Consider the following 23,438-nt stretch of genomic DNA (forward strand, 5'->3'; position numbering starts at 1 on the left):
CGATGAACCTTAAAAAAGGGCTTCCATCAGGAAGCCCTTTTCATTGTTAATCTATTCGGTGCAAGACAAATCGATAAAGCTCAGTTACACCGGCAACGCTGCAATGGTGCCGTTAACTTCTTTAAAAATAGTGAGCTTTTGTTTGTCTGAAACTTCAGGAAGTAGCACCTTGCCTTGGTCGAAGCGAAACTCTCCAATACCTTCAATAGCAAATTGGCCTTTGAACAGGACTTTAACGAAACGCGCCACCTGACGTGGACGGTAAGTAGAAAATTTTCTTAACATAATACAACCTCAATTCCATTTGAGTACTACAGTCACATACCTGAACAGCGTCGCTGTTCAAAGCACATTTAATCGCTAATTCCTTTAGCAAACAGCAAGATAATCTATTGTTCATCTTGATATTGATGCATTATACCTTTTGGTAACAAGCCTGCAACTTCTTTCTACGTCGTACGATAAAAAAGTTAAAGAGGCATTTTTCAAATTTCATATTATACTTCCTGTGCAAACCAATAAGCGGAACAAAAATATAATGAAAAACAAAACTCTACTGGCTTTTCTAGCCGCAGCCTCTCCACTCTTCGCCAATGCTCACAACCTATCAGTAGGCGCTACCCTGCCTGCCGTCGATGTGAGTAACTATGGTGAGATTGTTCTAAACGACGGAAATACTGGATATCAAGCTTGGGCAACCAATGATCTTCTAGGTAAAGTTCGCGTCGTTCAAGCTATCGCTGGCCGCAGCAGCTCTAAAGAGCTCAACGCACCACTGATGGCAGCCATTACCGCATCGAAATTCTCAGAAGACAGCTACCAAACCACCACTATCATCAACCAAGATGATGCGATTTGGGGTACTGGGTCTTTTGTTAAGTCCTCTGCCGAAAGCAGCAAAGAAGAATTTCCATGGTCTTCTATGGTCCTAGATGAAGACGGCGCCGTTGCGTCAACATGGGCTCTAAAAGAAGAAAGCTCAGCGATTATCGTTCAAGACAAGCAAGGTAAAATCTTGTTTGTAAAAGAAGGTGCATTAAACGAATCAGAAGTCACTCAAGTCATTGAGTTGATTAAAGCGAGCCTTTAATAAGATATTCGCGTCTTTTTCGAGACCTAACCAAAGGATATTGTTATATTATAACAGTATCCTTTTTTTAATTCTGTGGTTAATCATCCTGATGTGGCAAAACACACCCAACAATGTGAAACGCAAAACAGGCTTCTTGCTTGGGCTTATGCTCATGTTAAGCGTGTTAGCCGCAACACACATTGTGGATATCGCACCAGAGCACCACACTTCACACCATTGTGAGCTGTTTTCGCTTAATCAGTTCATCACAGCGCACTCACTACCACAGATTCCAGAGTTCCATTCGGAATTTACTGTCGCTATTACAGAGTCAGTAACTTCACTACAGCGGCTATATTTCGCTTATTTGGCACGCTCACCTCCTGTAAATATCGCTTAATTACCACTACTTTTTAATTAACCTTTATTCAGGAAAAAACATGAAACCTACTTTTTTAGCCGTTGTTATCGGCATGACTGTCTCTACAAATGCTCTAGCTAACGAAGAATTCCGCTCTCATGATGCACACGTACATGGCCAAGTTGAAGTAAACATCGCGCAAGATGGGCAAGAATTGCTTGTTGAAGTAACAGCTCCAGGCGCAGATGTGGTTGGGTTTGAACATGCTCCAAAAACTGCAGAACAGAAGAAAGTGTTTGAACAGGCTATCGCACAATTAAACAAGCCAGAAGAGCTGTTTAGTTTTAACAATGCGAGTTGTACTCTGAAGTTCAAGTCAGTAGCAAACACCTTAGAAGGCGGTCATGACGACCATGAAGGCCATGACCATGCGGAACACGGTTATGGCGACCACAAAGACCATGATCACGCTGAACACGATCATGACGACCACAAAGACCATGACCACGCTGAACACGATCATGATGACCACAAAGACCATGACCACGCTGAGCACGATCATGATGACCACGAAGGTCACGACCACCACGATCACTCAGAAGGTGGCCACGGTGAGTTCACTGTTGAGTACCACTATGAATGTTCAGATGTTGCTAAGCTAGACACAGTTAGCACTCAGTGGTTCTCTAAGTTCAGCAACACTGAAAAAATGACGGTGAACCTACTAACAGACACAGCTCAAGTACAAGAAGTGCTTAACGCAGAGCGTATTAGTTTCCGATTCTAATCACTCCTAGATCGGATTAAACGTAAAATAAACAGCCAGGTAAGTCATCGCTTACTTGGCTGTTCAAATCGGTGTGTTCCTGGGAATTTATGTTTCAAATTACTGTCCAGTAGATACACCGCTTTAATTATTGGAGCTAGCATGTCTTCTGACAGTTCATCACTTGTGGTCAAACTCGAAAATATCAGCTTTCGTTGGAAGCCTGAATTACCACCAACGCTAGAGATCCCCTCTCTTCACATCCAAGCCCAAGAGCACCTTTTTATTAAAGGGCCAAGTGGTTGTGGAAAATCAACTTTGTTAGGGCTACTGACCGGAATCAACCAAGCTGAGCAAGGAGAAGTCTCTATCCTTGATCAAGACCTCACTCAGCTTACACCTCGTCAAAGAGATAAATTCAGAGCCGATCATATTGGTTATATTTTCCAACAATTTAACCTGCTTCCTTATCTATCAGTTATCGATAACGTGACGCTTCCTTGCCAGTTTTCACAGATTCGTAAACAGCAAGTCGCTGAAAGCCAGAAAAGCTTACAAGAGACGGCTCGAGAGTTGTTACTCAGATTAAAACTACCTCAAGCTTTAATGGACAAGCCCGTTACCGAGTTAAGCATCGGTCAACAACAACGTGTTGCTGCCGCTCGTGCTTTGATCGGCCAACCCAAAATCATTATTGCCGACGAGCCAACCTCGGCTTTGGATCATGACAACCGAGAAGCTTTTATCGAACTGTTGTTAGAACAAGCCAACCAGGCAGGTTCTACTCTTATCTTTGTTAGCCATGATCCAACACTAGAAAAGTTGTTCACTCGAACCATAGATTTAAAAACCGTTAACCAAGCTAAGGTTGTCGTATGAAAGTAATTACTCACTTAGCCTTAAAAAGCGTACTCAACCGTAAAGCCACAGCCATTCTAACTATTCTCACTGTGGCTGTATCCGTCATTCTATTACTCGGTGTGGAACGTGTAAGAACCGAAGCTAAGAGCAGCTTCGCCAATACGATTTCAGGTACTGACCTTATCGTCGGTGGCCGCTCTGGTCAGGTAAACCTGCTGCTTTATTCCGTATTTAGAATCGGTAATGCGACCAACAACATCGACTGGAAAAGCTATGAAGAATTTAGCCAGCACAACGCTGTAAAGTGGGCGATCCCAATATCATTGGGCGATTCACACAAAGGCTTCCGTGTGATGGGTACAAATCATAGTTACTTTGAAAACTATCGCTATGGAAGTAAGCAATTACTTACTTTCCAACAAGGTAAAGAGTTTAATCAGCTATTTGACGTAGTGATTGGTGCCGACGTCGCGAAGAAGCTAGATTACAAAATAGGTGATCAAATCATTCTTGCGCACGGTATCAGTGATGTTGCGTTTAGCCGTCACGATAATCTGCCCTTCAAGATTGTGGGAATACTCGCGCCAACAGGAACACCAGTAGACAAAACCGTACACGTATCGCTAGAGGCAATCGAAGCAATTCATGTTGGCTGGGAATCAGGTGCCAACCTCGGGCACACACCGAATGCTGAAGCGCTAAAGCAACGTGACTTCCAACCGAAGCAGATTACCGCGATGATGGTTGGCCTTAAATCGAAGATCCAAACCTTCGCACTGCAACGAGAAATCAATAACTACCGCCAAGAACCTTTAAGCGCCATTATGCCGGGCATTGCGCTTCACGAATTGTGGGGAATGATGGCTGTAGCAGAACAAGCATTACTGATTGTTTCAGGGTTTGTTGTTGTCGCCGGATTATTGGGTATGCTCAGTAGCCTACTCACTAGCTTGCAAGAAAGGCGTCGAGAGATGGCTATCCTACGTGCGATGGGCGCAAGACCTCGTCATGTGTTTGGTTTACTGATCAGTGAAGCCAGTGCACTAACCTTCCTTGGCATTACATTAGGTGTTGCAGTGCTGTTTGCGCTGATCGCAGTGGTTGCTCCTATTGTGCAACAAAGTTATGGTATCAACATATCGATATCCGCAATCACACCGCATGAGTGGAAACTGCTTATGCTGGTACAAGTTGCCGGAATCATTATCGGCTTTATTCCCGCTTTCAGGGCTTACCGCCAGTCATTGTCTGATGGCATGACGATTCGAATCTAAAATAGGAACCTACGATGCAACGCAAATTCCTACTGATACTTGGGCTACTTCTGTTCCCATTTATCAGTACAGCTCACGCTGAAACCACTCAGAATGACGAATCGGTATTAACACTTGAATGGATTGATTTGATTCCAGAATCAGAACGTGCTCAGCTAGATTCATTTGGTATGCCGATGGTTGACCACAATAGTATGGACAAACCTCAACAATCGACACTTGGTGCTGTTCGCCCAGAGCTGAATGGCAGCACAGTGAAGATTCCTGGCTTTGTGATTCCATTGGAAGGTGATGAGAATATGATCACTGAGTTTCTGCTGGTACCGTACTTTGGCGCATGTATCCACGTGCCACCGCCGCCACCGAACCAAATCATCTACGTGAAGTTCCCGAAAGGTGCACCAATACAGCAGTTATGGGATGTGATCTATTTGGTCGGAACGCTGAAAACTGAGTCAATCAGCCATGACTTAGCGCAAACCGGTTATCTTATTGAAGGTACTGCGATTGAAGAGTATGACGACATGTAGTCATTAGAAGGGTGGCTCAAGGATGAGCTGCCGTCACTGAACGAGTGTGATCATTCAATAACAGTTTAATAACGATAATTTTCTTCTGAATTACGCGATGTAATTAGATAAGTAAGCTAGAACAGCGACATAAGTCGCGAGTAATAACCCTATACTAAGCTGTTTCTTCAGCTTGTTATCATTGACTTGATTCATAACTCCTCCTTGAGAATTACAACAAATTTAACATTTTATTATCATTAACAAAAGTAAAATTTTGTTGAAACCTTCAACTATGCTCGCAAAATCTAGCCACCAATAAGATAAAGAGTTACATTTTAGACAGTTATACCAATCACAATAAGTAAGTGTTCAGAAATAGCGTAGGAAAAAGCCTTGAGAACAAGGCGGAGCTTTTTGATAAGTAGTTATTCTACAATCAAAAATTGTAGCTCAGTTATCAAGCGTTTTAACAAGCTAGGCTGAGCAATTATTTACTACGATTGGTTTTGAGTCGTCTCCTAACGGTACTCTTATGTCAAAAACCAAACAGCCAGTGATCATTGAGCATGCTAGCGACACACAGCATAAGCATGAGAAAAAGCCTCATATTGCCGACAGTGCCAGCAGAATGCTGCACATCGCACAAAGCTTCGGCCTCGATTCCTTAATTAGTCATAGTGCCAAGCCAAAGGATAAAGCTGAGAGTACGCTTATCGAACGGGCACTATTGCGAGAGAAAAAACGTAGAGAGCTTCGCCAAAAGAACCTAGAACAGATTCTAAAGTTGGCGCACTCTTCATGTAAGGATGAAGCGGCTGGAGACCCGGATCAGGACTGGTTATACCGTTTCTTCGACATGGCACAAGAGATCCACAATACATCGATGCAGAGGCTATGGGCTCAAGTACTGAAACGAGAAGTCACCAACCCAGGCTCGACGTCGATGAAGGCACTGCAAATCTTAAAAGACATGACACCAAAAGAAGCGTTAACCTTACAAAGGGCAGCATCACTGGGTTGTAGCTTTGGTAGCGATAACAGCAGAAAGCTCTTACTCGGCTTTAAATCTCATGCTGGGCTATTCAACTTTGGCAAAAGGGACACCACCAACACCATCAACCTTGGTGGGCACAACCTGCCCTACTCCAGCTTGCTCCACTTGATAGAGCTCGGGATTATTCTGGGCACAGAATTAGAATCCGGAGAGATTGATTTCGATCCAGCCCTGCACCTAACCTATCAAGGTAAGAGCATGTCACTGGCACCATTATCAAAAGGCGTGAAGCTGGTTTACTACCGATTCAGCCCTACAGGCAATGAGCTTTGTACCTTGCTCGGTAACAAGCCAAACACGCAGTATTACGATCAACTGATTGCACTATTGAGCCAGAAATTCACAGTACAGACAGAAGTGAAAAGCAGCGTAAATTACACCGTCTAGACACTCGACGGAGCTAAAATAGACGGTGTAAAAAGTGAAGTATAGAGAGGAATAAAGAGAATCTAGAGGATAGGTTTCTTGTCTCGGTAAACTAAGGCTGCACTATTTATCAGTCGTGAATAAACAGATAAACAGCTGAGTAGCCTTAGTCATACCAACGATCTCAGTTGGCTAAGATATTTCGCTTCTCCAACGCATCAATACACAGTTCGACCAATTCATCGAGTGTCTTCTCACCTGCAGGTAGATCAATCTCAGGGTTCTGAGGCGCTTCGTACACTGAACTAATACCTGTAAAGTTCGGGATCTCTCCGGCACGTGCTTTCTTATACAGACCTTTAGGGTCACGCTGTTCGCAAACCTCTAATGGAGTATTGACGAACACCTCAAGAAACTCACCTTCCGGCAATAAATCTCTCACGAGTTGCCTTTCAGCTTGATGCGGAGAAATAAAGGCTGACAACACGATCAAGCCTGCATCTGCCATCAATTTAGCAAGCTCACCAATACGACGGATGTTCTCTCGACGATCTTGCTCAGAGAAGCCAAGGTCGCTACATAAGCCATGACGCACATTGTCACCATCCAATAAATAAGTATGGTAACCAAGCTGTGCCAAGCGATTTTCTAATGCTCCAGCGACTGTCGATTTACCAGAACCAGACAACCCCGTGAACCAGAGCACGGCTGGCTTTTGTGATTTCAGATCCGCGCGAAATGTTTTATCAATCGAGTGTTGATGCCACACAACATTCTCATCTTTGGGTTTGAGTACTGCGGTCATAATTAGTCCTTTAAATAAACAGCATTAAAATGGGAAAAAATAAGGAATTAGGGTCAGCACCAAGCCCGAATATACAATCGAGATTGGAATGCCGATACGCAGATAATCCGTTAAATGGTAATTACCTACGCTATAAACAAGTAAGTTGGTTTGGTAGCCGTATGGAGAGATAAAACTGGCACTGGCACCAAACAGTACCGCCATGATGAACGGCATAGGGTCAACGCCATAACCTACTGCCATACTGTAGCCAATCGGAAATGAGAGTGCTGCAGCCGCATTATTAGTCACCAGCTCTGTCAAAACCAAAGTCATAAAGTAGGTAGCAACTAACGCACCGAATACGCCCCAGCCATTAAACGCCTCCATAAACATCAGCCCCATCCGCTCAGATAAACCCGATGAAATCATCAGTTGAGCAATAGAAAGTGCAGAGCCCACGATCACCACAATATCGACTGGGAAACGGCGACGGAGCTCACCCAGTTGCACCACGCCAAATGCCACCAGCAACAGTAGAAAACCAGCTAAGCCTTTGATAATAGGTACTGCATCGATAAGGGCTAAACCAATCACGCTAGCAAAGCCGAGCAACACGAACGTCGATTTGTCGGCATCAAGCTTGGCACTCGAATCTAAGTCATTCATCAACACAAACTCTTTGTTGTGTTGTTGGCGCTGTTCTTCAAAGCGTTTACCTGGAACCAAAATCAAGGTATCACCAGCGGTCAATGTGATATTCCCTAGCCCACCTTCTAGGCGTTCATGGCCACGACGAATAGCAACCACAACCGCATCGAAACGATCTCTAAATTGGCTGGTTTTCAGGGTTTTGTTACAGAAGCTTGCCGACGAACTCACCACCACTTCAACAAAGCTCTGGCCATTCAAATGATGCTGACCAAACAGGGTTAAACCTTGGATTTCTTGCAGTGTTGCAACACTCTCTACATCACCACAAAACAGCAATCGGTCGCGAGCTTGAAGAATAAAATCAGGGTCAATAGATGCGGTGGTCTTACCGTCTCGAATCACTTCCGCTAAGAACAGTTTTCTCAATGCTCTGAGGTTGTTTTCACTTACGCTGCGACCAACTAACGGTGAGCCCGGCTCCACTCTGGCTTCTAAAAAGTAAGGCAGATCATCTTGAGAACCATCATCGTAGCTGGGTAGAAAATAGCTAAGAGGAATAAGGATCAATACCCCACCGACCAAAACCGCTAAACCGATCAAGGTAGGTGTGAAAAAGTTTAAGCTCGGTAAACCTGCATCTTCAACAAAACTATTGATGATCAAATTGGTAGAGGTGCCGATCAATGTCAGGGTGCCACCTAAGATGGCAGCGTATGACAAAGGGATAAGTAACTTAGACGGCGCGTGCTGTTGATTACGTTTGATCGCCCCGATCAAAGAAACAACCACCGCGGTGTTATTAGTAAAAGAAGAAAGTAACGCTGTAGAAATACCCAACTTCGCAACCACGGTACCTAGCCTACCTTCAGAGATATTGCGGCTAACCCAGCTGATTAAGCGAGTTTTCTCCAACGCACTTGATGCGAGGATCAGAAGAATTAAAGTCAGTAACGAGGAGTTAGTGAAGTTATTAGCCAAGCTCGACAAGTCGATCATGCCAGCCATAAAAGCAATAAACGCCGCGCCAGCAAAGATAAAGCTTGGCTTAATACGGGTAACGAGCAGGCAAGTAATAATGCCGAGCAAAATCGCTAATACAAATCCTTGTTGCCACATATACCCGTCCTTTATGGCGGAAACGATCGGTTTCCGCCTGATTCAATAAGCTGTTACTTGGTCGTTTATGACTTCAGTAGTTGGCTTAGATCTTTGGCATCCCAATGAGGGAAATGTTTGCGAACCAATGCGTTGAACTCAAGTTCAAATGCAGAGAAGTTACCGACTTGCTGTTCAACAGAGTCCAAACGGTCTCGAATCAAACCCGCGCCAACCGTCACGTTGGTTAGTCGGTCGATAACGATGAAGCCACCGGTATCGGCACTTTCACGGTATTTATCCAGCGCGACAGTCTCGTTCAATGACCATTCACACAAACCAATACCATTCAATGGCAACTCATCGACAGCGTGAGTCGATAGGTTGTTGATGTCGTATTGGTGACGAACCGTTTCAACCTGACCAACGGTTTTCTTGCCTGCGATCTTGATGTCGTAAGCTTTGCCCGGTTGCAATGGTTGCTCTGTCATCCACACGATGTCAGCCAATACGTGGTTAGTGGATTCAATCTGCGCGTTTTCTAGCACAATCAAATCACCACGACTGATATCAATCTCATCTTCAAGGGTCAGTGTTACTGCCAAGCCCGCTTGCGCAGACTCCAAATCACCATCAAAAGTTACAATGCGTGCAACCTTAGAGGTTTTACCCGACGGCAGCGCCTTGATTTCATCACCGACACTGACACGGCCAGAGGCAACGGTGCCAGCAAAACCGCGGAAGTCTAAGTTAGGACGACTGACGTACTGAACTGGGAATCGGAATTCACCTGCCGAACGCTTTTGGTCAATGTCGACGTTCTCTAACACTTCTAGCAGAGATGGGCCTTCGAACCATGCAAGCTCTTTACTTGGTGCAGCAACGTTGATGCCTTCAAGCGCCGATACTGGCAAGATCTGAATATTGGTTTCGCCTTCTAGGTTTTCTGCAAACTCTAGGTATTCATCGCGAATTTCTTCAAAACGATCTTGCGCGTAATCCACGAGATCCATCTTGTTTACAGCAACGATGAAATGCTTCAAACCAAGCAGGTTAGAGATAAACGAGTGACGACGTGTTTGATCCAGAACGCCCTTACGAGCATCAATCAAGATCACCGCCAGATCACACGTTGAAGCGCCTGTTGCCATGTTGCGCGTATACTGCTCATGCCCAGGAGTATCAGCAATAATGAACTTACGTTTTTGAGTCGAGAAGTAGCGGTAAGCCACATCGATCGTGATCCCTTGCTCACGCTCAGCCTGCAGACCATCAACAAGCAGTGCCAAATCAGGTTTCTCACCTGTCGTTCCCACTCGTTGGCTATCCGAGTGAACCGCCGCTAGCTGATCTTCATAAATCTGTTTTGTATCATGGAGTAAGCGACCGATTAGCGTACTTTTACCGTCATCTACCGAGCCACAAGTTAAAAATCTAAGCATAGATTTATGCTGATGCTGACTTAGATAACCTTCAATCCCTAGTTCAGCCAATTCGGCTTCTACTGCACTATTCATTTTTCTTTCCTTAGATTCTTAGAAATAACCTTGGCGCTTTTTCAGCTCCATAGAGCCCGACTGATCATGGTCAATCGCTCGACCTTGACGCTCACTAGACGTCGCCACCAGCATCTCTTCAATAATGCCCGTTAGCGTATTCGCCTCAGATTCAACCGCTCCGGTTAATGGGTAACAGCCTAAAGTACGAAAACGAACGCTTTTCTCTTCAATCACTTCACCTTCTTGCAGCTCCATACGGTCATCATCAACCATGATCAGCATGCCATCACGCTCAACTACAGGGCGTTTGTCTGAAAGGTAAAGTGGAACAATATCGATGCTCTCTAGATAGATGTATTGCCAGATATCGAGCTCAGTCCAATTAGATAGCGGGAAGACACGAATGCTTTCGCCCTTATTAACCTGACCGTTGTAGGTGTGCCAAAGCTCTGGACGCTGGTTTTTTGGATCCCACGTATGGTTCTTATCACGGAAAGAATAAACACGTTCTTTCGCACGAGATTTTTCTTCATCACGACGCGCACCACCAAAAGCCGCATCGAACCCATACTTGTTTAACGCCTGCTTAAGGCCCTGTGTTTTCATGATGTCAGTGTGCTTCGAAGAACCATGTACAAATGGGCTACAACCCATCTCAATACCTTCTGGGTTCTTATGTACTAAAAGGTCGAAGCCGTACTTTTTAGCCGTACGATCACGAAACTCAATCATCTCGCGGAATTTCCAATCCGTATCTACATGCAATAGCGGGAATGGAATCTTGCCTGGATAAAACGCTTTGCGAGCTAAATGAAGCATCACAGAAGAATCTTTTCCGATGGAGTACATCATCACTGGGTTATCAAACTCAGCCGCTACTTCACGGATAATATGAATACTTTCCGCTTCGAGCTGTTTTAGGTGGGTTAAACGTTCTTGGTCCATTTCAGTGCTTCCTTTAAGGCTCGCGTTACGAGCAATTCATTACTTGGTCTTGCCAAGCATGGGATTTAACTCATCCACTTGAGTGAATGGGAGTATTGGCACTAGAAGAAAACAGAAGCTTCGTGTTGAGCTATCCTTGCTATTCGTCTGCCTGATACGTCCTTGATATAGGCATTATGACGAGCCTCTCATATTACTGGAAATTCTAAAATTTCATTTTTTATTCGAAAAGCTGATAAGGGATTGAATTTATCGATAAGCAGGTGAAATGAATGGACTAATATTATCGATATCAGTTGCACATCGATTAATCAGGTTTGGGAGGCGTCTTGCAGAACACCATAAAGTAGTCGATCTAAGTCACGAATTAACATTCGTTGTAATCATTGTTTCATTCCATTTTGTTACATTACGCAACGAATTTTCTACTATCCACTTTGGAGCTACAAAATGAAAGTTGCAATGAAACCTTTGTCATTGGCTGTACTTGCGGGTCTTGGTTTGACTCTAGCAGGCTGTACAACAACACCAGATACCGATGAAGTGATTAAACTACGTGTCGTAGAGACAACGGACATCCATACCAACCTAATGGATTACGATTACTACAAAGACAAGCCATCGAAAAAAATCGGCTTAGCACGTACTGCAACTCTAGTAAAAGAAGCTCAAAACGAAGTAACCAACAGCGTATTAGTTGATAACGGTGACTTGCTGCAAGGTAGCCCAATGGGTGACTACATGGCAGACAAAGGCATCGAAGCGGGTGAAGTTCACCCTGCATACAAAGCTATGAACCAGCTAAGCTACGACGCTGCAAACATAGGTAACCACGAATTCAACTACGGTCTTGATTTCCTAGAAGAGTCAATCAACGACGCTGATTTCCCGTACATCAGTGCTAACGTTTACGACGCAAAAACCAAAGAACACTACTTCACACCTTACATCATCAAGACGCACACGTTTGAAGATACTGCAGGCGTAGAGCATGAAGTAAAAGTCGGCTACATCGGTTTCGTTCCACCACAAATCATGACGTGGGATAAGAAGAACCTTGAAGGCAAAGTGATCGCTCGTGACATCATTGAGACGGCTAACGAGTTAGTGCCTCAAATGAAAGCGGAAGGCGCTGAAGTTATCGTTGCTATCCCTCACTCAGGCGTATCAACTGACCCATACAAAAATGGCGAAGAGAACTCAACGTTCTACCTATCTGAAGTAGATGGCATTGATGCGATCGCATTCGGCCACTCTCACGCAGTGTTCCCAGGTAAAGGTTTTGATGACATTCAAGGCATCGACAACGAAACGGGCACAATGAACGGCGTTGCGGCAGTAATGCCAGGTCGTTGGGGTAGCCACGTTGGTGTTATGGACCTAACACTGGCACAAAAAGACGGTAAGTGGGAAGTCGTTAAAGGCCAATCAGAAGCACGCCCTATCTACGACAAGATCGAGAAGAAATCTCTTGCTGCGGCTGATGAAGGCATCGTAACAGCACTAGAAAAAGACCACGCTGGTACTCGTGAGTTTGTTAACCAACCGATTGGTAAAGCAGACGATGTGATGTACAGCTTCTTGTCTCTAGTACAAGACGATCCAACAGTTCAAATCGTTAACCTTGCACAGAAAGATTACGTTGAACAGTTCATCCAAGGTGACCCTGACCTAGATGGTACGCCAGTACTTTCCGCGGCTGCACCATTCAAAGCTGGTGGCCGTAAGAATGACCCAGCGAACTTCACTGAAGTTGAATCTGGTCAACTGACATTCCGTAACGCAGCTGACTTATACCTTTACCCGAACACACTAGTTGCGATGAAGGTAACAGGTCACGAAGTAAAAGAGTGGCTTGAGTGTTCTGCTGGTCAATTCAACCAAGTTGATGTTAACTCAACAGCACCACAACAGTTGATCGAGTGGGATAACTTCCGCACTTACAACTTCGATGTTATCGACGGTGTTGATTACCAAATCGACGTAACTCAACCTGCGAAATACGATGCAAACTGTAAAGTCGTTAACTCTGACTCACAGCGTATTGTTGGCCTAACTTACCAAGGTAAGCCAATCGACATGAAGCAAGACTTCCTGATCGCAACCAACAACTACCGTGCATACAGCGCTAAGTTCCCAGGCACAGGTGAAGACTTCATCGCATTTGATGCACCAGATGAGAACCGTACTGTTCTTGCAAACTACATCTCTCGCGTAAGCAAAGAACAAGGTCAAGTGAGCCCAAGCGCAGATAACAATTGGTCATTTGCACCAATCAAAACGGATAACAAGCTAGATATCCGCTTTGAAACATCTCCAAGCGACAAAGCAGCAGAGTTCATTAAAGAGAAAGGTCAATACCCGATGAAACGTGTTGCGACTGACGATGTTGGTTTTGCTGTTTACCAGATTGACCTAACTAAATAGATTGCTTAAGTAATCCATAGTTAACGTTCTGAAAGGCTGAGTTTTACGACTCAGCCTTTTTCTTTTTTTCTAAATGTTCAGCCCAAAGCCCTAATTTTCGAACGACAAACTCTCGTTCAACCCGCTTCCAAATGCCACGCCTTCAGCTTCAAAACAGCAGTCAAACAGCACGACTCAAACCACCAATTGAATGAATCCAACACAAAAAAACACTAATCAGCTGTAAGTTTTTATCTGCTCCTCCTGTCTATTTAATTTACTACACTCAATGAATGGTGGTTAAGCCATTCATCTATAGGATAGATAAGGACATTTAATGAGCACCGTCGAGAGCATTCAAGCATGGTTACATTCAGGGGAGGAGTCGCTGCTATGGCTGATGCTTGGCATCATCGCGCTTTCTTATCTGCTTGAAGATCTTGCGATTGTTACGGCGGCAGGTATCGCGACTCAAGGTCTAATACTTCCTCAATATGCGCTGCTTGCTATTTTCATCGGTATTGCCACGGGTGATCTCGGTCTTTATTACCTGGGTAAATCAGGACGTTACTTCCGAGGTGTTCGATATAAAGCCCTCACTAATAAGTACTTTCGTTCGCTTCGTACCAAATTACGTCAGAACGCATTCAGCAGCCTTTTTGTTATCCGCTTTATTCCCGGGCTTCGTACCGTCGGCTTTACCTTAAGTGGCTTTTTCGCCATCCCACTGCCTACTTTCTTGTTTGCCGTGATTAGTGCCACTGCGCTCTGGACTGGCATTGTCTTCTCTGCCATCTACTATTTAGGGACATCAGCGTGGCTGCAAGCCTCTGAATATCAATGGATCATCATCCCGTGTGCCATCGCTTTGCTGTTTATCGGCAATCGATTAATGAATAGAACCTACTCTAGAGGATTATCATGAGTTCACCGCAAGATATTCGCATCATTCCAGCACATCAAATTAATGCAGGCATGCCTTTGCTTGAAAAAGATACCGTGCGCAGCGTCTCTCCTTATGAGTTTCTTCCAACTTGGTTCTTCTACACGCCAGTGGTGATTCAAAGCCTGATGCAAGGGTTACGGCACTTTGACTGGGCGCTGCCGCTCATCGCCAATCCGAGCATCAAACTCAGTGGCATGGTCGGCGAATCAAAACACGAGATATTAAGCCTTGCCGGATCTTCAAGTCAGCGTTGGATCTCACCGTTTATCACCCTAACCAAAACGGATCTCAGCAGTAAAAAACAAGCCGAAGACGCACGCAGCGCACTCATACAAACGGATCTTGATTTCCCGATTGTGGCTAAGCCGGATCTTGGCTGTCGAGGTGTCGGAGTTAAGCTGATCAACACACAAGATCAACTTGAGCAATATGTTGAATCTTTCCCAAATAATGCTCGCTTTCTACTGCAGAAAAAGGCGCCTTATCAAGCCGAAGCGGGTGTTTTCTATGTTCGTTACCCAAACAAAAAGCAAGGCGAGATCATCTCGATCACACTCAAATACGCACCAATGGTGATGGGTGATGGCAAGTCGACACTCAAACAGTTAATTGAAAATAGCCCGCGCGCTGGGCAGCTTAGTCACCTGTATCTACCGAGACATGAAGATAAATTGGATCAAGTGCTCGCAGAGGGCGAAGAGTTCCAACTCGCGTTTGCAGGCAGCCATAGCCGTGGCTGTATCTTCCGAGACGGTAATCAATACATCACTCAGGCTTTAACCGAACGCTTAGACGAGATATTCGACGACTTCGATGGCTTTCACTTTGGTCGACTCGACGTCAAGTTTAAGGACATGCACAGCCTAATGAACGGCGAGGATTTCACGATTCTTGAGGTCAATGGCGCAAGCAGTGAGGCTGGACATATCTGGGATCGCAACACCCCATTGCGAGAGATATTTTCCACGCTACTTCTGCAATATCGCATTCTTTTTGATATTGGCGCTCAGCAAAAACAACGAGGCCACCAATCCCCTTCTTTCAAGAGCTTATTTGCGGCGTGGCAAGAAGAGCGACGTCTTGTTCAACAATATCCGACTACCGACTAACTTTTCACGAGGATCATGAATGAACCCCATAGCCCAGCCGAGCGCCCTTACTTCTTTCTCTCCTAGCATCAAGGGAGCGGTAGAGATATTGAATCAGGGTTTAGAGTTTTTGTTAGCGATATCTGACAGCGACTATCTGACACGAGCAAAGCCGCACGTCACAAGCTCTATTGGTGAACATACTCGTCACACGCTCGATCTTTTTCACGCTCTGATTTTAAAAGAGAATGCGACCGTTGATTACAACACTCGTCGTCGTGGTCACCCCGTCGAATTCGACAGGTCGATTGCATTGAAAGAGATCCATTACGTGATCAACTGGCTTGAACGATTAGACCGCAGAGATCTCGAAGCGCCTATCATGATCCAAACCGAAGTTTCAATGGATGCTCAAGTGTTCGCAAGCCTGCCTTCAACGCTCGAAAGAGAGGTCACCTTTGCTGCTCTGCATGCCAATCATCACTATGCGATGATCAAGGTGATCACGACCTTTCTTGATGTCGAAACATGCAATACCTTTGGTTATGCCCCAACCACCAGCAGCTATCTGAGGGAGCAATAATCATGTGTTCAGTATCTTGGCTGCTTGAAGAAAATGGTTATCAGGTCTTTTTTAACCGTGACGAACAAAAGACGCGAGCACTGGCAATGCCACCTAAACAATATCGAGTTAACGGCGTCGATATCATCATGCCACTCGACCCAACTGGCGGTGGTAGCTGGATCAGTATCAATGAGTTCGGGCTTTCGCTATGCCTACTCAATAACTATCAAGGCATAGTCCCTGTTGGACCTTTAGTCAGCCGTGGTTTGTTACTCAAGAATCTATCATCGAGTCGTAATATCAGTCAGCTCTCTGAAGCATTTCATAAGCTCGACCTGCACTCTTTTGCTCCATTTACCTTGTTGGCTTTCGCGCCGAATTTAACCCAACACAATGGTCTGGTTATCGCCTACATGTGGGATGGTATTCAACAGAAAATAGTCGACACTGATTCTCCACTCTTCTCATCCGGTGTTGATTTAGAGCGAGTGCAAGCCTACCGACAAGCAAAATATGATCAGCTCATGGCGGCAGGTAAGAATCAACAGAACTTACTGATGTTCCACTCTCACCATCACAATGAGCAACCTCATTTAGCGACCTGTATGCATCGCGAAGACGCACATACCGTGAGCTTTACACACTTACGTAACCTGCATGGTCAAGCCTCTATGTTTTATGCACCCGGCTCACCATGCGAACCCATTAAACCATGTCAGATAAATCAGCAGCGCTTTACCTTTGATTTATCACCCGCAATCAATCTATAGATGGAGTCCATCATGAGAAAACTATTCACCATGGTTCTGCTACTTGTTAGCCCGTACGTATTTGCCGCCGATGAAATCTATACCGGTTTCTTTAGCAGTAAGGCACTCGATGGCTACGATACCGTGGCTTATTTCACGTCTGGGAAGCCTGTTGAAGGGAGCAAGAAGTTCAGCACAGAGTACAAAGGCGCGGACTGGTATTTCTCTTCTGAAAAGAATCTGACTTTATTTGTTAATAATCCTGAAAAATATGCCCCTCAATATGGTGGTTATTGCGCATGGGCCGTTTCTGCCAAAAACGACTTCGCACCAGGTGACCCACAGTATTGGACCATAGTTGATGACAAACTTTATCTTAACTACGACCAAGAGATTAAGCAGCGCTGGGAACAAGACCAAGCACAGCATATTCAACAAGCCGATAAAGTTTGGCCGCAACTGATTAAGTAAGGTAATTTCATTATGATTGATAGTCCTTTTCGTTTACCACGTTACACGCCTTTTGGTTTAGGTGAGTCTGTTGTCGAGTGGGCAACTGGGCTATCTAAGCTAGACCGACTCTACCAAGATCGTAAAAACGAGTTATCTAGCTTCGAATTCATGAATTACACTCTGTCGGCGCTCAATATCGACTACTCGGTTGCATCGGGAAGCACGGAAAACATCCCGGAAGAAGGGCCTGTCGTGATTGTGGCGAACCACCCGCTTGGCGCCATCGAAGGCGTGATCCTTGCCGATCTCGTAGGATCAGTAAGAAAGGATGTGAAGGTGCTGGCCAATGAGTTACTTAAGCGCCTGCCTGAACTGGATGATCTTTTCATCGGTGTCGATGTCTTTAACAGTAAAGAATCGAAACGCACCAATGCCAAAGCGATTCGAGATGCCAATCGTCATTTGGCTGATGGTGGACTATTGATTGTATTCCCAGCAGGTGAAGTATCAAGCTACCGTAAAGGGGCAAAAACACTGACAGACATCGAGTGGAGCAAGTCGGTAGCGAAATTCGTCAAACGTCACCAAGCCACCACGGTACCTATCTTTATCAATGGCAAGAACAGTGAGCTTTTCTATCAAGCGGGTCGTGTTCATCCACTGTTGAGAACCGCTCTACTCGGGCGTGAACTTCTTAATAAACAAGCGACAACTATCTCTATCTCGATTGGCTCATCGATTCCGTATTCAGAGATAAAATCGTTTGAAAAAGAGATGGATATCGTCAACTACCTACGACTTAATACCTATCTAATGAGTCAACAAGATAGTCCGAACACGCCAATCCACGCGCCCTCTTTCGATACCCAAGTGATAGCGCCTATTCCACCAGAAGTCTTATCAATAGAGATAGACTCACTCCCTGAAGAGATGAAACTGCTCGAGCAAGGGAACTTTGAGGTCTACTGCACACCAAGCCAATCCATTCCTAACTTAATGCGCGAGATTGGTCGAGTAAGAGAAGAAAGCTTTAGAGAAGTCGGAGAAGGCAGCGGGCTGGCCTGTGATTTAGATGAGTATGACCTTTACTACCATCAACTGTTTGTGTGGAATAAAACCAAGGCAGAACTGGTTGGCGCGTATCGACTCGGTATGGTCGACAAACTCATCGCTGAGCACGGGCTTGATCAGCTCTACTCTCGTAGCCTGTTTAACTACAACCAAGAATTCATTGATACTCTAGAAAACAGCATTGAGCTTGGGCGATCGGTAGTAAGTAAACCTTACCAAAAGAGCCTGAACTCACTGTTACTATTGTGGAAAGGCATTGCGACCTTTGTGTCTCGTCACCCTCAATATACCCATCTGTTCGGCCCAGTCAGTATCAGCAATGATTACAGCCACAATGCGCGTCTGTTGATCGCGACCACGTTATCAATCCACCATTATGATGAGGAAAAGGCGAATTTGGTTTCACCTTCGTCACCACTCAATACCAGCAGTCATGTGTTCTGGCAAAATCACCTGCTCTCTTCACTGGCGAGTGTGCCTCTGCTCTCTAAAGTGTTAGCACGCATGGAGCAAGGTAAAGGCCTGCCGGTACTGCTGCGCCAATATCTAGGGATGAACGGTAAACTGGTGTGTTTTAATGTCGACCCATCGTTTAATGATGCCTTGGATGGCTTGATTGTGGTGAACCTTAAAAAGGTACCACTGAAGACTCTGGGTAAATACATGGGCAGAGAGCTTGCTCAAGATTACCTAGAGCAACACGCACGCCGCTGATTTATCCCGCTCTGTACCTCTCTCCAAATAAGTGCGATGATTTCGGCACTTATTTGGGTTAGGTTATTTTCATGCACACCTCTTTTATCGAACAACTACAAAGCTTCGACTTCTCTGAAAGCCAGATTGAATCTCTAGTTGCTGTCGCCAAGCCACTTGAGTTGCCAACCAGACACATCTTGATCAATCAAGGTGAGATGGCGAGTTCAATCTACTTTGTACTTGAAGGCTTGTGCCATGCCTGCTACCTCACTGATGATGGTAAGCAATACAGTAAAGAGTTCTATTGGGAACAAGATTGGATCATCGGCTTTGAGAGTCTGATAAAAAGCCAAGCGTCCCCTTACCTATTAGAAACGCTGACTCCCATCACCATGTTAGAGCTGCCAATGAATGCCGTTATCGAGTGGCGTGCATCAAATAATCCTTTGTATTTAAAGCTGTTAGAAACACAGCTGATGCATAAGGAAAACAAAGAACGCTTCATGCTGCTCTATACACCAGAGCAACGTTATCAGCTGTTCTGCGAGCACTATCCCGACCTTGAGCAGCGCTTAAATGACAATCAAATTGCCGCTTATCTAGGAATCACCGCAATCAGCCTGAGCAGAATTAAAGGTCGAATTAACAATAGTTAATGCCAACAATCATCACGCATAGTACATTCAGAGCATCGATAATCTCTGGATGTAAACATGATCACTTGGCACTCAATTCCTTTTTCTGAACTCTCAACACAACAGCTTTATCAACTACTTAAATTAAGAGTCGATGTATTTGTGGTCGAGCAGACTTGTCCTTATCCAGAGCTGGACGGTAAAGATACACTCGCGGGTGTTGAGCACCTGCTTGGCTATGCTGATGAAGAGTTGGTAGCGTGTGCACGTTTATTACCACCAGGTACCTCTTACGACAACACCAGCATCGGTCGAGTCGCAACCAAGCAATCGGCAAGAGGTGGTGGCTTGGGGCATCAATTAATCAAAGAAGCATTAACACGCTGCGAGGCTCTTTGGCCAAATACGGCCATTGATATTGGCGCGCAGCAACACCTAGAAAACTTCTATGCGAGCCACGGCTTCAACACCATCTCGGATATGTATCTCGAAGATGACATTCCTCATATAGACATGAGATTAGAAAAATAATGACGAATATCACTGCCGGTATTCTATTGTTGGTTGCAGGTAACTTGTTTGCCTCGCTTTCCGACGTAGCGGTAAAGCTGTTAAATGGCGAAGTACCGCCCTTACAGTATATTTTTTTCCGACAGTTGATATCTCTGGTCATCATCACCCCTTTGTGGCTACAGCAGAAAAAAGAACAACGGCGCTTACAGCAGGCTAAGGTAACCTTCATTCGAGGTCAGTTAATTCTGATCGGCAGTGGGTGCATGGTGGTCGCGATCACTCACTTGTCTTTGGCAACCGCCAACGCAGTATTTTATGTCGCGCCTTTACTGATGTTGCCGCTCTCAATGTTGCTATTGAAAGAGCAACCGGCACTCGGCAAGGTTATCGGCACAACCATAGGTTTTATTGGTGCATTGATTGTCTTGAGGCCATCACAATTTCATTGGGCGGCACTGTTTGCTTTGGGGACAGCACTCACCCTAGCACTATTTAATGTACTCGTAAGAAAGCTTCCTAGTGAGCAAACGGTGGTCACTACGCTGTGGTGGACAACCTTATTCTCTATTCCAGCCTCATTAGTACTGTGCTTCTTATACTGGCAGCCAGTGTCTGTGGAGCATTTGGGATACATAGCCCTGAGTGCGACGCTAATCTTAAGTTACAACGGCCTTGCGGTTGCTGCCTATCAAAAAGCACACTCTAGCCAAATTGCCTTGGCTGAGTATTCAGGATTGGTGTTTGTCGCGCTAATAGGTGCAATATGGTTCGATGAGATTCCGGATACATTAACCTTTATCGGAATCATGCTTATCATCTTGCCACTCGCCCCTTTCAAGCGACCAAAAAAAAGAGCTAATGCTTAGCTCTTTTCTATCGTTTATCTGTGTCTGGTGAAGCGCTTTAACTCAGGCTCACTATTCATCTACTTACTGCGACCAAAGCCACCATCGGATAAGCGGAAGAACATCACCGAAGTGTCGCCTTTCTCTAGCTGAAGAATGTCCAACTGCCCAGTTTCAGCAAGTTTGAAACGAACCAGCTGGCCTTTACGAATCTGACTGAGCGGCTTATCTGCACCTTCAATTCGCACTAACGCATTCAAGTCAGACAATGGTAAATCGTTGTTTCGAAAAACCTGCGCTAACGTATCCCCTTGCTTAACAAGGTACTCCTGCCAATTTTTGTTACTCGGTTCTAATGAGCCGTTCTTGGCATTTTGCTGTTCGCTTAAGCCGACGGTGTTTATTTCAAGCTCAACGCGCGATGTTGTTGGAGCTGTGTCTACTTTAGGTTCTGGTAGCGGCACAAAAAGTAATATCAGTACGATCGGAGAAATCACCATCAACAGTCTTTGGTGTAACTTCGGCAATGAACCCCAAGTTTGCGCTGTCGAGGTTTTCATTTTCTTCACATCGATCGAACTCAATTTCTCTTTGACCTGATTCAGTCGATCCTTGAATTCTGCTAAGTGGTCAACTTTCTGTTTTTTCTTTTGACGACGATTCATACCACTGCGTCCTATACATTGAATAACTACAGTATAAAAACCAAAGTACCAACAGTATAGATCTTTCCGTCACAACAAGGCCCAAAGCGAGAAAATTGACATGGCTGTGATTTGGGCACGGTAAAGCGCAAGTGATCAGGGACTAGCCGTTTCTTCACGCTGCTAATACTGGTATTCTTACCCTTTTCGTACTGACAAAAAGAGTGACTTTTCATGTCTGAAGTAAAATTTGAAACTGTAGAGCAAAAAGCTAGCTACGGTATCGGTCTACAAATGGGCCAACAACTTGCTGGTTCTGGTCTTGAAGGCCTAAACGTTGACGCAATCGCTGCTGGTATCGCAACAGCTCTAGTTGGCGACATGCCAGCTATCGAAGTTGACGAAATCAACAACGCACTACAAGAGCTACACACTCGCGGTGAAGCTGCACGTCAAGAACTAGCTAAAGCTGCTGCTGCTGACGGCGAAGCTTTCCTAGCTGACAACGCTCTTCGTTCAGAAGTAACGGTTCTTGAGTCTGGTCTTCAGTACGAAGTACTAACTGAAGGTACTGGCGAAATCCCAACTGCAGACAAGCAAGTACGTGTTCACTACCACGGCGAACTAACTGACGGTACTGTTTTCGACAGCTCTGTATCTCGCGGTCAACCTGCTGAATTCCCTGTAACTGGCGTAATTCAAGGTTGGGTACAAGCTCTACAAATGATGCCTGTTGGCTCTAAGTGGAAGCTATACATCCCTCAAGATCTAGCATACGGTGAGCGTGGCGCAGGTGCTGCAATCCCACCATTTGCTGCTCTAGTATTTGAAGTAGAACTTCTAGCTATTCTTTAATTTTTATAAAAACCTTTAGTAAAACAAAATACTATTGGCAAATAAAATTGAAATAATCCAACGGCGATGTGACTACATCGCCGTTTTTCGTTTATAGTGAAAGAGTAAATTACTTTATTACTTAAGGACGAATAATGAAGAAAGTACTCATCACAGTTTTAAGCAGCCTTGCTGTTGTCTCTTGCGCTAGCACTAGCGACTCTGAACAAACCAGTTCATCATCAGATACCAACTATTCCCAACTATCACAAACTGCACTAATGGCAGCAGTGAATATGTGGTCTCAGCAGAACGAAACAACACCACTTGTGGATACGGTAGCTGACCAAGCTTCTGTTACCAGCGACCAAGCAGTTGGCGGTATTGGTTCAATGTTGGCCCTTGCACAAAACTCACTTGGCACAGCCGACAACAAAGAACTCGCGACACTTATTCCAGGCATGTCGAGCCTTGAGTCTACGGGGCTATCATCGCTACTAAGCTCACAAGGTGCCGTTGAAAGTGCGTTTTCTGGATTAGGCATGGATCCATCAATGGTTACGACATTTGCGCCAATCATTCTTCAAGCATTGCAGTCACAAGGTGCGACGAGCGGCCTGATGGATTCACTTTCAGCTATATGGCAATAATCGTTAGTTATTAATAGCTAGCTTAAAATCTAATAAGGGCACTTCGGTGCTCTTTTTTGTGCGTGGAAGAAAAGATATTTGAGATACGAGATACGAGATA

The 23,438-nt window shown here is 45.0% G+C and carries 25 protein-coding genes; 19 read left to right on the forward strand and 6 right to left on the reverse strand.

Features of this window, described 5'->3' with window-relative positions; genetic code table 11:
• Window positions 1–84 precede the first annotated feature (84 nt).
• On the reverse strand, window positions 85–285 hold the full coding sequence (locus tag AB4482_RS03695; protein ID WP_017080878.1) for a DUF1107 family protein: 201 nt from the start codon (window positions 283–285) through the stop codon (window positions 85–87).
• Window positions 286–538: 253 nt separating this feature from the next.
• Between AB4482_RS03695 and AB4482_RS03700 the strand changes: the two genes are divergently transcribed.
• The 7 genes from AB4482_RS03700 (at window position 539) to AB4482_RS03730 (ending at window position 6,287) form a co-directional block, all read left to right on the forward strand.
• The gene (locus AB4482_RS03700) at window positions 539–1,090 is read left to right on the forward strand and encodes a YtfJ family protein (protein WP_017063723.1); all 552 of its coding nucleotides are present in this window, start codon (window positions 539–541) and stop codon (window positions 1,088–1,090) included.
• 91 nt (window positions 1,091–1,181) lie between these two features.
• On the forward strand, window positions 1,182–1,472 hold the full coding sequence (locus tag AB4482_RS03705; protein ID WP_017063722.1) for a DUF2607 family protein: 291 nt from the start codon (window positions 1,182–1,184) through the stop codon (window positions 1,470–1,472).
• 40 nt (window positions 1,473–1,512) lie between these two features.
• Window positions 1,513–2,220, forward strand: coding sequence for a DUF2796 domain-containing protein (locus tag AB4482_RS03710; protein WP_136981963.1), 708 nt, complete (start codon window positions 1,513–1,515; stop codon window positions 2,218–2,220).
• A 141-nt stretch (window positions 2,221–2,361) separates the two neighbouring features.
• Entirely contained in the window at window positions 2,362–3,078 is a 717-nt protein-coding gene (locus AB4482_RS03715; RefSeq protein ID WP_017058894.1) for an ABC transporter ATP-binding protein, read from the forward strand.
• Window positions 3,075–4,334: an FtsX-like permease family protein gene (locus AB4482_RS03720; RefSeq protein ID WP_017067558.1), complete on the forward strand. Its 1,260-nt coding sequence runs from the start codon at window positions 3,075–3,077 to the stop codon at window positions 4,332–4,334. Before AB4482_RS03715 ends, AB4482_RS03720 begins: the two co-directional genes overlap by 4 nt.
• Window positions 4,335–4,348: 14 nt before the next feature.
• Complete coding sequence (locus AB4482_RS03725; RefSeq protein WP_017058892.1) at window positions 4,349–4,864, forward strand: DUF3299 domain-containing protein; 516 nt, start codon at window positions 4,349–4,351, stop codon at window positions 4,862–4,864.
• 514 nt (window positions 4,865–5,378) lie between these two features.
• Window positions 5,379–6,287, forward strand: a complete 909-nt coding sequence (locus AB4482_RS03730) for a TIGR03899 family protein (RefSeq protein WP_017069397.1) — start codon at window positions 5,379–5,381, stop codon at window positions 6,285–6,287.
• Between the two features lie 163 nt (window positions 6,288–6,450).
• Here the strand turns inward: AB4482_RS03730 and cysC are convergent, their stop codons facing one another.
• The 4 genes from cysC to cysD form a co-directional block, all read right to left on the reverse strand.
• The gene (cysC, locus tag AB4482_RS03735) at window positions 6,451–7,071 is read right to left on the reverse strand and encodes an adenylyl-sulfate kinase (RefSeq protein WP_017067555.1); all 621 of its coding nucleotides are present in this window, start codon (window positions 7,069–7,071) and stop codon (window positions 6,451–6,453) included.
• A 24-nt stretch (window positions 7,072–7,095) separates the two neighbouring features.
• The gene (locus AB4482_RS03740; protein ID WP_017067554.1) at window positions 7,096–8,820 is read right to left on the reverse strand and encodes an SLC13 family permease; all 1,725 of its coding nucleotides are present in this window, start codon (window positions 8,818–8,820) and stop codon (window positions 7,096–7,098) included.
• A gap of 65 nt (window positions 8,821–8,885) precedes the next feature.
• Window positions 8,886–10,316, reverse strand: coding sequence for a sulfate adenylyltransferase subunit CysN (gene cysN / locus AB4482_RS03745; RefSeq protein WP_372128570.1), 1,431 nt, complete (start codon window positions 10,314–10,316; stop codon window positions 8,886–8,888).
• 18 nt (window positions 10,317–10,334) lie between these two features.
• Window positions 10,335–11,279, reverse strand: coding sequence for a sulfate adenylyltransferase subunit CysD (gene cysD, locus AB4482_RS03750; protein ID WP_226088532.1), 945 nt, complete (start codon window positions 11,277–11,279; stop codon window positions 10,335–10,337).
• Window positions 11,280–11,693: 414 nt separating this feature from the next.
• Between cysD and AB4482_RS03755 the strand changes: the two genes are divergently transcribed.
• From AB4482_RS03755 to AB4482_RS03800, 10 genes are all read left to right on the forward strand, one after another.
• The gene (locus tag AB4482_RS03755) at window positions 11,694–13,670 is read left to right on the forward strand and encodes a bifunctional 2',3'-cyclic-nucleotide 2'-phosphodiesterase/3'-nucleotidase (protein WP_372128569.1); all 1,977 of its coding nucleotides are present in this window, start codon (window positions 11,694–11,696) and stop codon (window positions 13,668–13,670) included.
• A gap of 316 nt (window positions 13,671–13,986) precedes the next feature.
• Window positions 13,987–14,574: a DedA family protein gene (locus tag AB4482_RS03760; RefSeq protein ID WP_017100018.1), complete on the forward strand. Its 588-nt coding sequence runs from the start codon at window positions 13,987–13,989 to the stop codon at window positions 14,572–14,574.
• Window positions 14,571–15,704 (forward strand): D-alanine--D-alanine ligase, encoded by a 1,134-nt coding sequence (locus AB4482_RS03765; RefSeq protein ID WP_371725124.1) that lies wholly within the window; start codon window positions 14,571–14,573, stop codon window positions 15,702–15,704. The genes AB4482_RS03760 and AB4482_RS03765 overlap by 4 nt, the downstream gene beginning before the upstream one ends.
• A 19-nt stretch (window positions 15,705–15,723) precedes the next feature.
• The gene (locus AB4482_RS03770; RefSeq protein WP_372128568.1) at window positions 15,724–16,266 is read left to right on the forward strand and encodes a hypothetical protein; all 543 of its coding nucleotides are present in this window, start codon (window positions 15,724–15,726) and stop codon (window positions 16,264–16,266) included.
• Between the two features lie 2 nt (window positions 16,267–16,268).
• Window positions 16,269–17,018 carry an NRDE family protein gene (locus tag AB4482_RS03775; protein ID WP_372097328.1) on the forward strand — a complete coding sequence of 250 codons (750 nt, stop codon included), beginning with the start codon at window positions 16,269–16,271 and terminating at the stop codon, window positions 17,016–17,018.
• Between the two features lie 12 nt (window positions 17,019–17,030).
• Window positions 17,031–17,468: a YHS domain-containing (seleno)protein gene (locus tag AB4482_RS03780; protein ID WP_017063714.1), complete on the forward strand. Its 438-nt coding sequence runs from the start codon at window positions 17,031–17,033 to the stop codon at window positions 17,466–17,468.
• A 12-nt stretch (window positions 17,469–17,480) separates the two neighbouring features.
• The gene (locus AB4482_RS03785; RefSeq protein WP_017058880.1) at window positions 17,481–19,235 is read left to right on the forward strand and encodes a lysophospholipid acyltransferase family protein; all 1,755 of its coding nucleotides are present in this window, start codon (window positions 17,481–17,483) and stop codon (window positions 19,233–19,235) included.
• A gap of 71 nt (window positions 19,236–19,306) precedes the next feature.
• Window positions 19,307–19,873: a Crp/Fnr family transcriptional regulator gene (locus AB4482_RS03790; protein ID WP_017058879.1), complete on the forward strand. Its 567-nt coding sequence runs from the start codon at window positions 19,307–19,309 to the stop codon at window positions 19,871–19,873.
• A gap of 57 nt (window positions 19,874–19,930) precedes the next feature.
• Window positions 19,931–20,383 carry a GNAT family N-acetyltransferase gene (locus AB4482_RS03795; protein WP_017058878.1) on the forward strand — a complete coding sequence of 151 codons (453 nt, stop codon included), beginning with the start codon at window positions 19,931–19,933 and terminating at the stop codon, window positions 20,381–20,383.
• Window positions 20,383–21,231, forward strand: a complete 849-nt coding sequence (locus AB4482_RS03800) for a DMT family transporter (protein ID WP_017063713.1) — start codon at window positions 20,383–20,385, stop codon at window positions 21,229–21,231. Before AB4482_RS03795 ends, AB4482_RS03800 begins: the two co-directional genes overlap by 1 nt.
• A 59-nt stretch (window positions 21,232–21,290) precedes the next feature.
• Here the strand turns inward: AB4482_RS03800 and AB4482_RS03805 are convergent, their stop codons facing one another.
• On the reverse strand, window positions 21,291–21,875 hold the full coding sequence (locus AB4482_RS03805; RefSeq protein ID WP_017058876.1) for a LysM-like peptidoglycan-binding domain-containing protein: 585 nt from the start codon (window positions 21,873–21,875) through the stop codon (window positions 21,291–21,293).
• 213 nt (window positions 21,876–22,088) lie between these two features.
• On the opposite strand from AB4482_RS03805, the gene AB4482_RS03810 reads away from it, so the two are divergent.
• Both AB4482_RS03810 and AB4482_RS03815 read left to right on the forward strand, forming a co-directional pair.
• On the forward strand, window positions 22,089–22,709 hold the full coding sequence (locus AB4482_RS03810) for an FKBP-type peptidyl-prolyl cis-trans isomerase (RefSeq protein WP_008220519.1): 621 nt from the start codon (window positions 22,089–22,091) through the stop codon (window positions 22,707–22,709).
• A gap of 134 nt (window positions 22,710–22,843) precedes the next feature.
• Window positions 22,844–23,338, forward strand: coding sequence for a DUF2780 domain-containing protein (locus tag AB4482_RS03815; protein WP_017058875.1), 495 nt, complete (start codon window positions 22,844–22,846; stop codon window positions 23,336–23,338).
• The last annotated feature ends 100 nt before the right edge of the window (window positions 23,339–23,438 follow it).

This window comes from Vibrio sp. 10N.222.55.C7 (genome assembly GCF_041473335.1).
Classification (GTDB): domain Bacteria; phylum Pseudomonadota; class Gammaproteobacteria; order Enterobacterales; family Vibrionaceae; genus Vibrio; species Vibrio crassostreae_C.

What these genes read in the sequence shown, in the direction of transcription:
- AB4482_RS03695 (WP_017080878.1), bottom strand. Translation starts at nt 285, where the DNA reads ATGTTAAGAAAATTTTCTACTTACCGTCCACGTCAGGTGGCGCGTTTC.
- AB4482_RS03700 (WP_017063723.1), top strand. Translation starts at nt 539, where the DNA reads ATGAAAAACAAAACTCTACTGGCTTTTCTAGCCGCAGCCTCTCCACTC.
- AB4482_RS03705 (WP_017063722.1), top strand. Translation starts at nt 1,182, where the DNA reads ATGTGGCAAAACACACCCAACAATGTGAAACGCAAAACAGGCTTCTTG.
- AB4482_RS03710 (WP_136981963.1), top strand. Translation starts at nt 1,513, where the DNA reads ATGAAACCTACTTTTTTAGCCGTTGTTATCGGCATGACTGTCTCTACA.
- AB4482_RS03715 (WP_017058894.1), top strand. Translation starts at nt 2,362, where the DNA reads ATGTCTTCTGACAGTTCATCACTTGTGGTCAAACTCGAAAATATCAGC.
- AB4482_RS03720 (WP_017067558.1), top strand. Translation starts at nt 3,075, where the DNA reads ATGAAAGTAATTACTCACTTAGCCTTAAAAAGCGTACTCAACCGTAAA.
- AB4482_RS03725 (WP_017058892.1), top strand. Translation starts at nt 4,349, where the DNA reads ATGCAACGCAAATTCCTACTGATACTTGGGCTACTTCTGTTCCCATTT.
- AB4482_RS03730 (WP_017069397.1), top strand. Translation starts at nt 5,379, where the DNA reads ATGTCAAAAACCAAACAGCCAGTGATCATTGAGCATGCTAGCGACACA.
- cysC (WP_017067555.1), bottom strand. Translation starts at nt 7,071, where the DNA reads ATGACCGCAGTACTCAAACCCAAAGATGAGAATGTTGTGTGGCATCAA.
- AB4482_RS03740 (WP_017067554.1), bottom strand. Translation starts at nt 8,820, where the DNA reads ATGTGGCAACAAGGATTTGTATTAGCGATTTTGCTCGGCATTATTACT.
- cysN (WP_372128570.1), bottom strand. Translation starts at nt 10,316, where the DNA reads ATGAATAGTGCAGTAGAAGCCGAATTGGCTGAACTAGGGATTGAAGGT.
- AB4482_RS03755 (WP_372128569.1), top strand. Translation starts at nt 11,694, where the DNA reads ATGAAAGTTGCAATGAAACCTTTGTCATTGGCTGTACTTGCGGGTCTT.
- AB4482_RS03760 (WP_017100018.1), top strand. Translation starts at nt 13,987, where the DNA reads ATGAGCACCGTCGAGAGCATTCAAGCATGGTTACATTCAGGGGAGGAG.
- AB4482_RS03765 (WP_371725124.1), top strand. Translation starts at nt 14,571, where the DNA reads ATGAGTTCACCGCAAGATATTCGCATCATTCCAGCACATCAAATTAAT.
- AB4482_RS03770 (WP_372128568.1), top strand. Translation starts at nt 15,724, where the DNA reads ATGAACCCCATAGCCCAGCCGAGCGCCCTTACTTCTTTCTCTCCTAGC.
- AB4482_RS03775 (WP_372097328.1), top strand. Translation starts at nt 16,269, where the DNA reads ATGTGTTCAGTATCTTGGCTGCTTGAAGAAAATGGTTATCAGGTCTTT.
- AB4482_RS03780 (WP_017063714.1), top strand. Translation starts at nt 17,031, where the DNA reads ATGAGAAAACTATTCACCATGGTTCTGCTACTTGTTAGCCCGTACGTA.
- AB4482_RS03785 (WP_017058880.1), top strand. Translation starts at nt 17,481, where the DNA reads ATGATTGATAGTCCTTTTCGTTTACCACGTTACACGCCTTTTGGTTTA.
- AB4482_RS03790 (WP_017058879.1), top strand. Translation starts at nt 19,307, where the DNA reads ATGCACACCTCTTTTATCGAACAACTACAAAGCTTCGACTTCTCTGAA.
- AB4482_RS03795 (WP_017058878.1), top strand. Translation starts at nt 19,931, where the DNA reads ATGATCACTTGGCACTCAATTCCTTTTTCTGAACTCTCAACACAACAG.
- AB4482_RS03800 (WP_017063713.1), top strand. Translation starts at nt 20,383, where the DNA reads ATGACGAATATCACTGCCGGTATTCTATTGTTGGTTGCAGGTAACTTG.
- AB4482_RS03805 (WP_017058876.1), bottom strand. Translation starts at nt 21,875, where the DNA reads ATGAATCGTCGTCAAAAGAAAAAACAGAAAGTTGACCACTTAGCAGAA.
- AB4482_RS03810 (WP_008220519.1), top strand. Translation starts at nt 22,089, where the DNA reads ATGTCTGAAGTAAAATTTGAAACTGTAGAGCAAAAAGCTAGCTACGGT.
- AB4482_RS03815 (WP_017058875.1), top strand. Translation starts at nt 22,844, where the DNA reads ATGAAGAAAGTACTCATCACAGTTTTAAGCAGCCTTGCTGTTGTCTCT.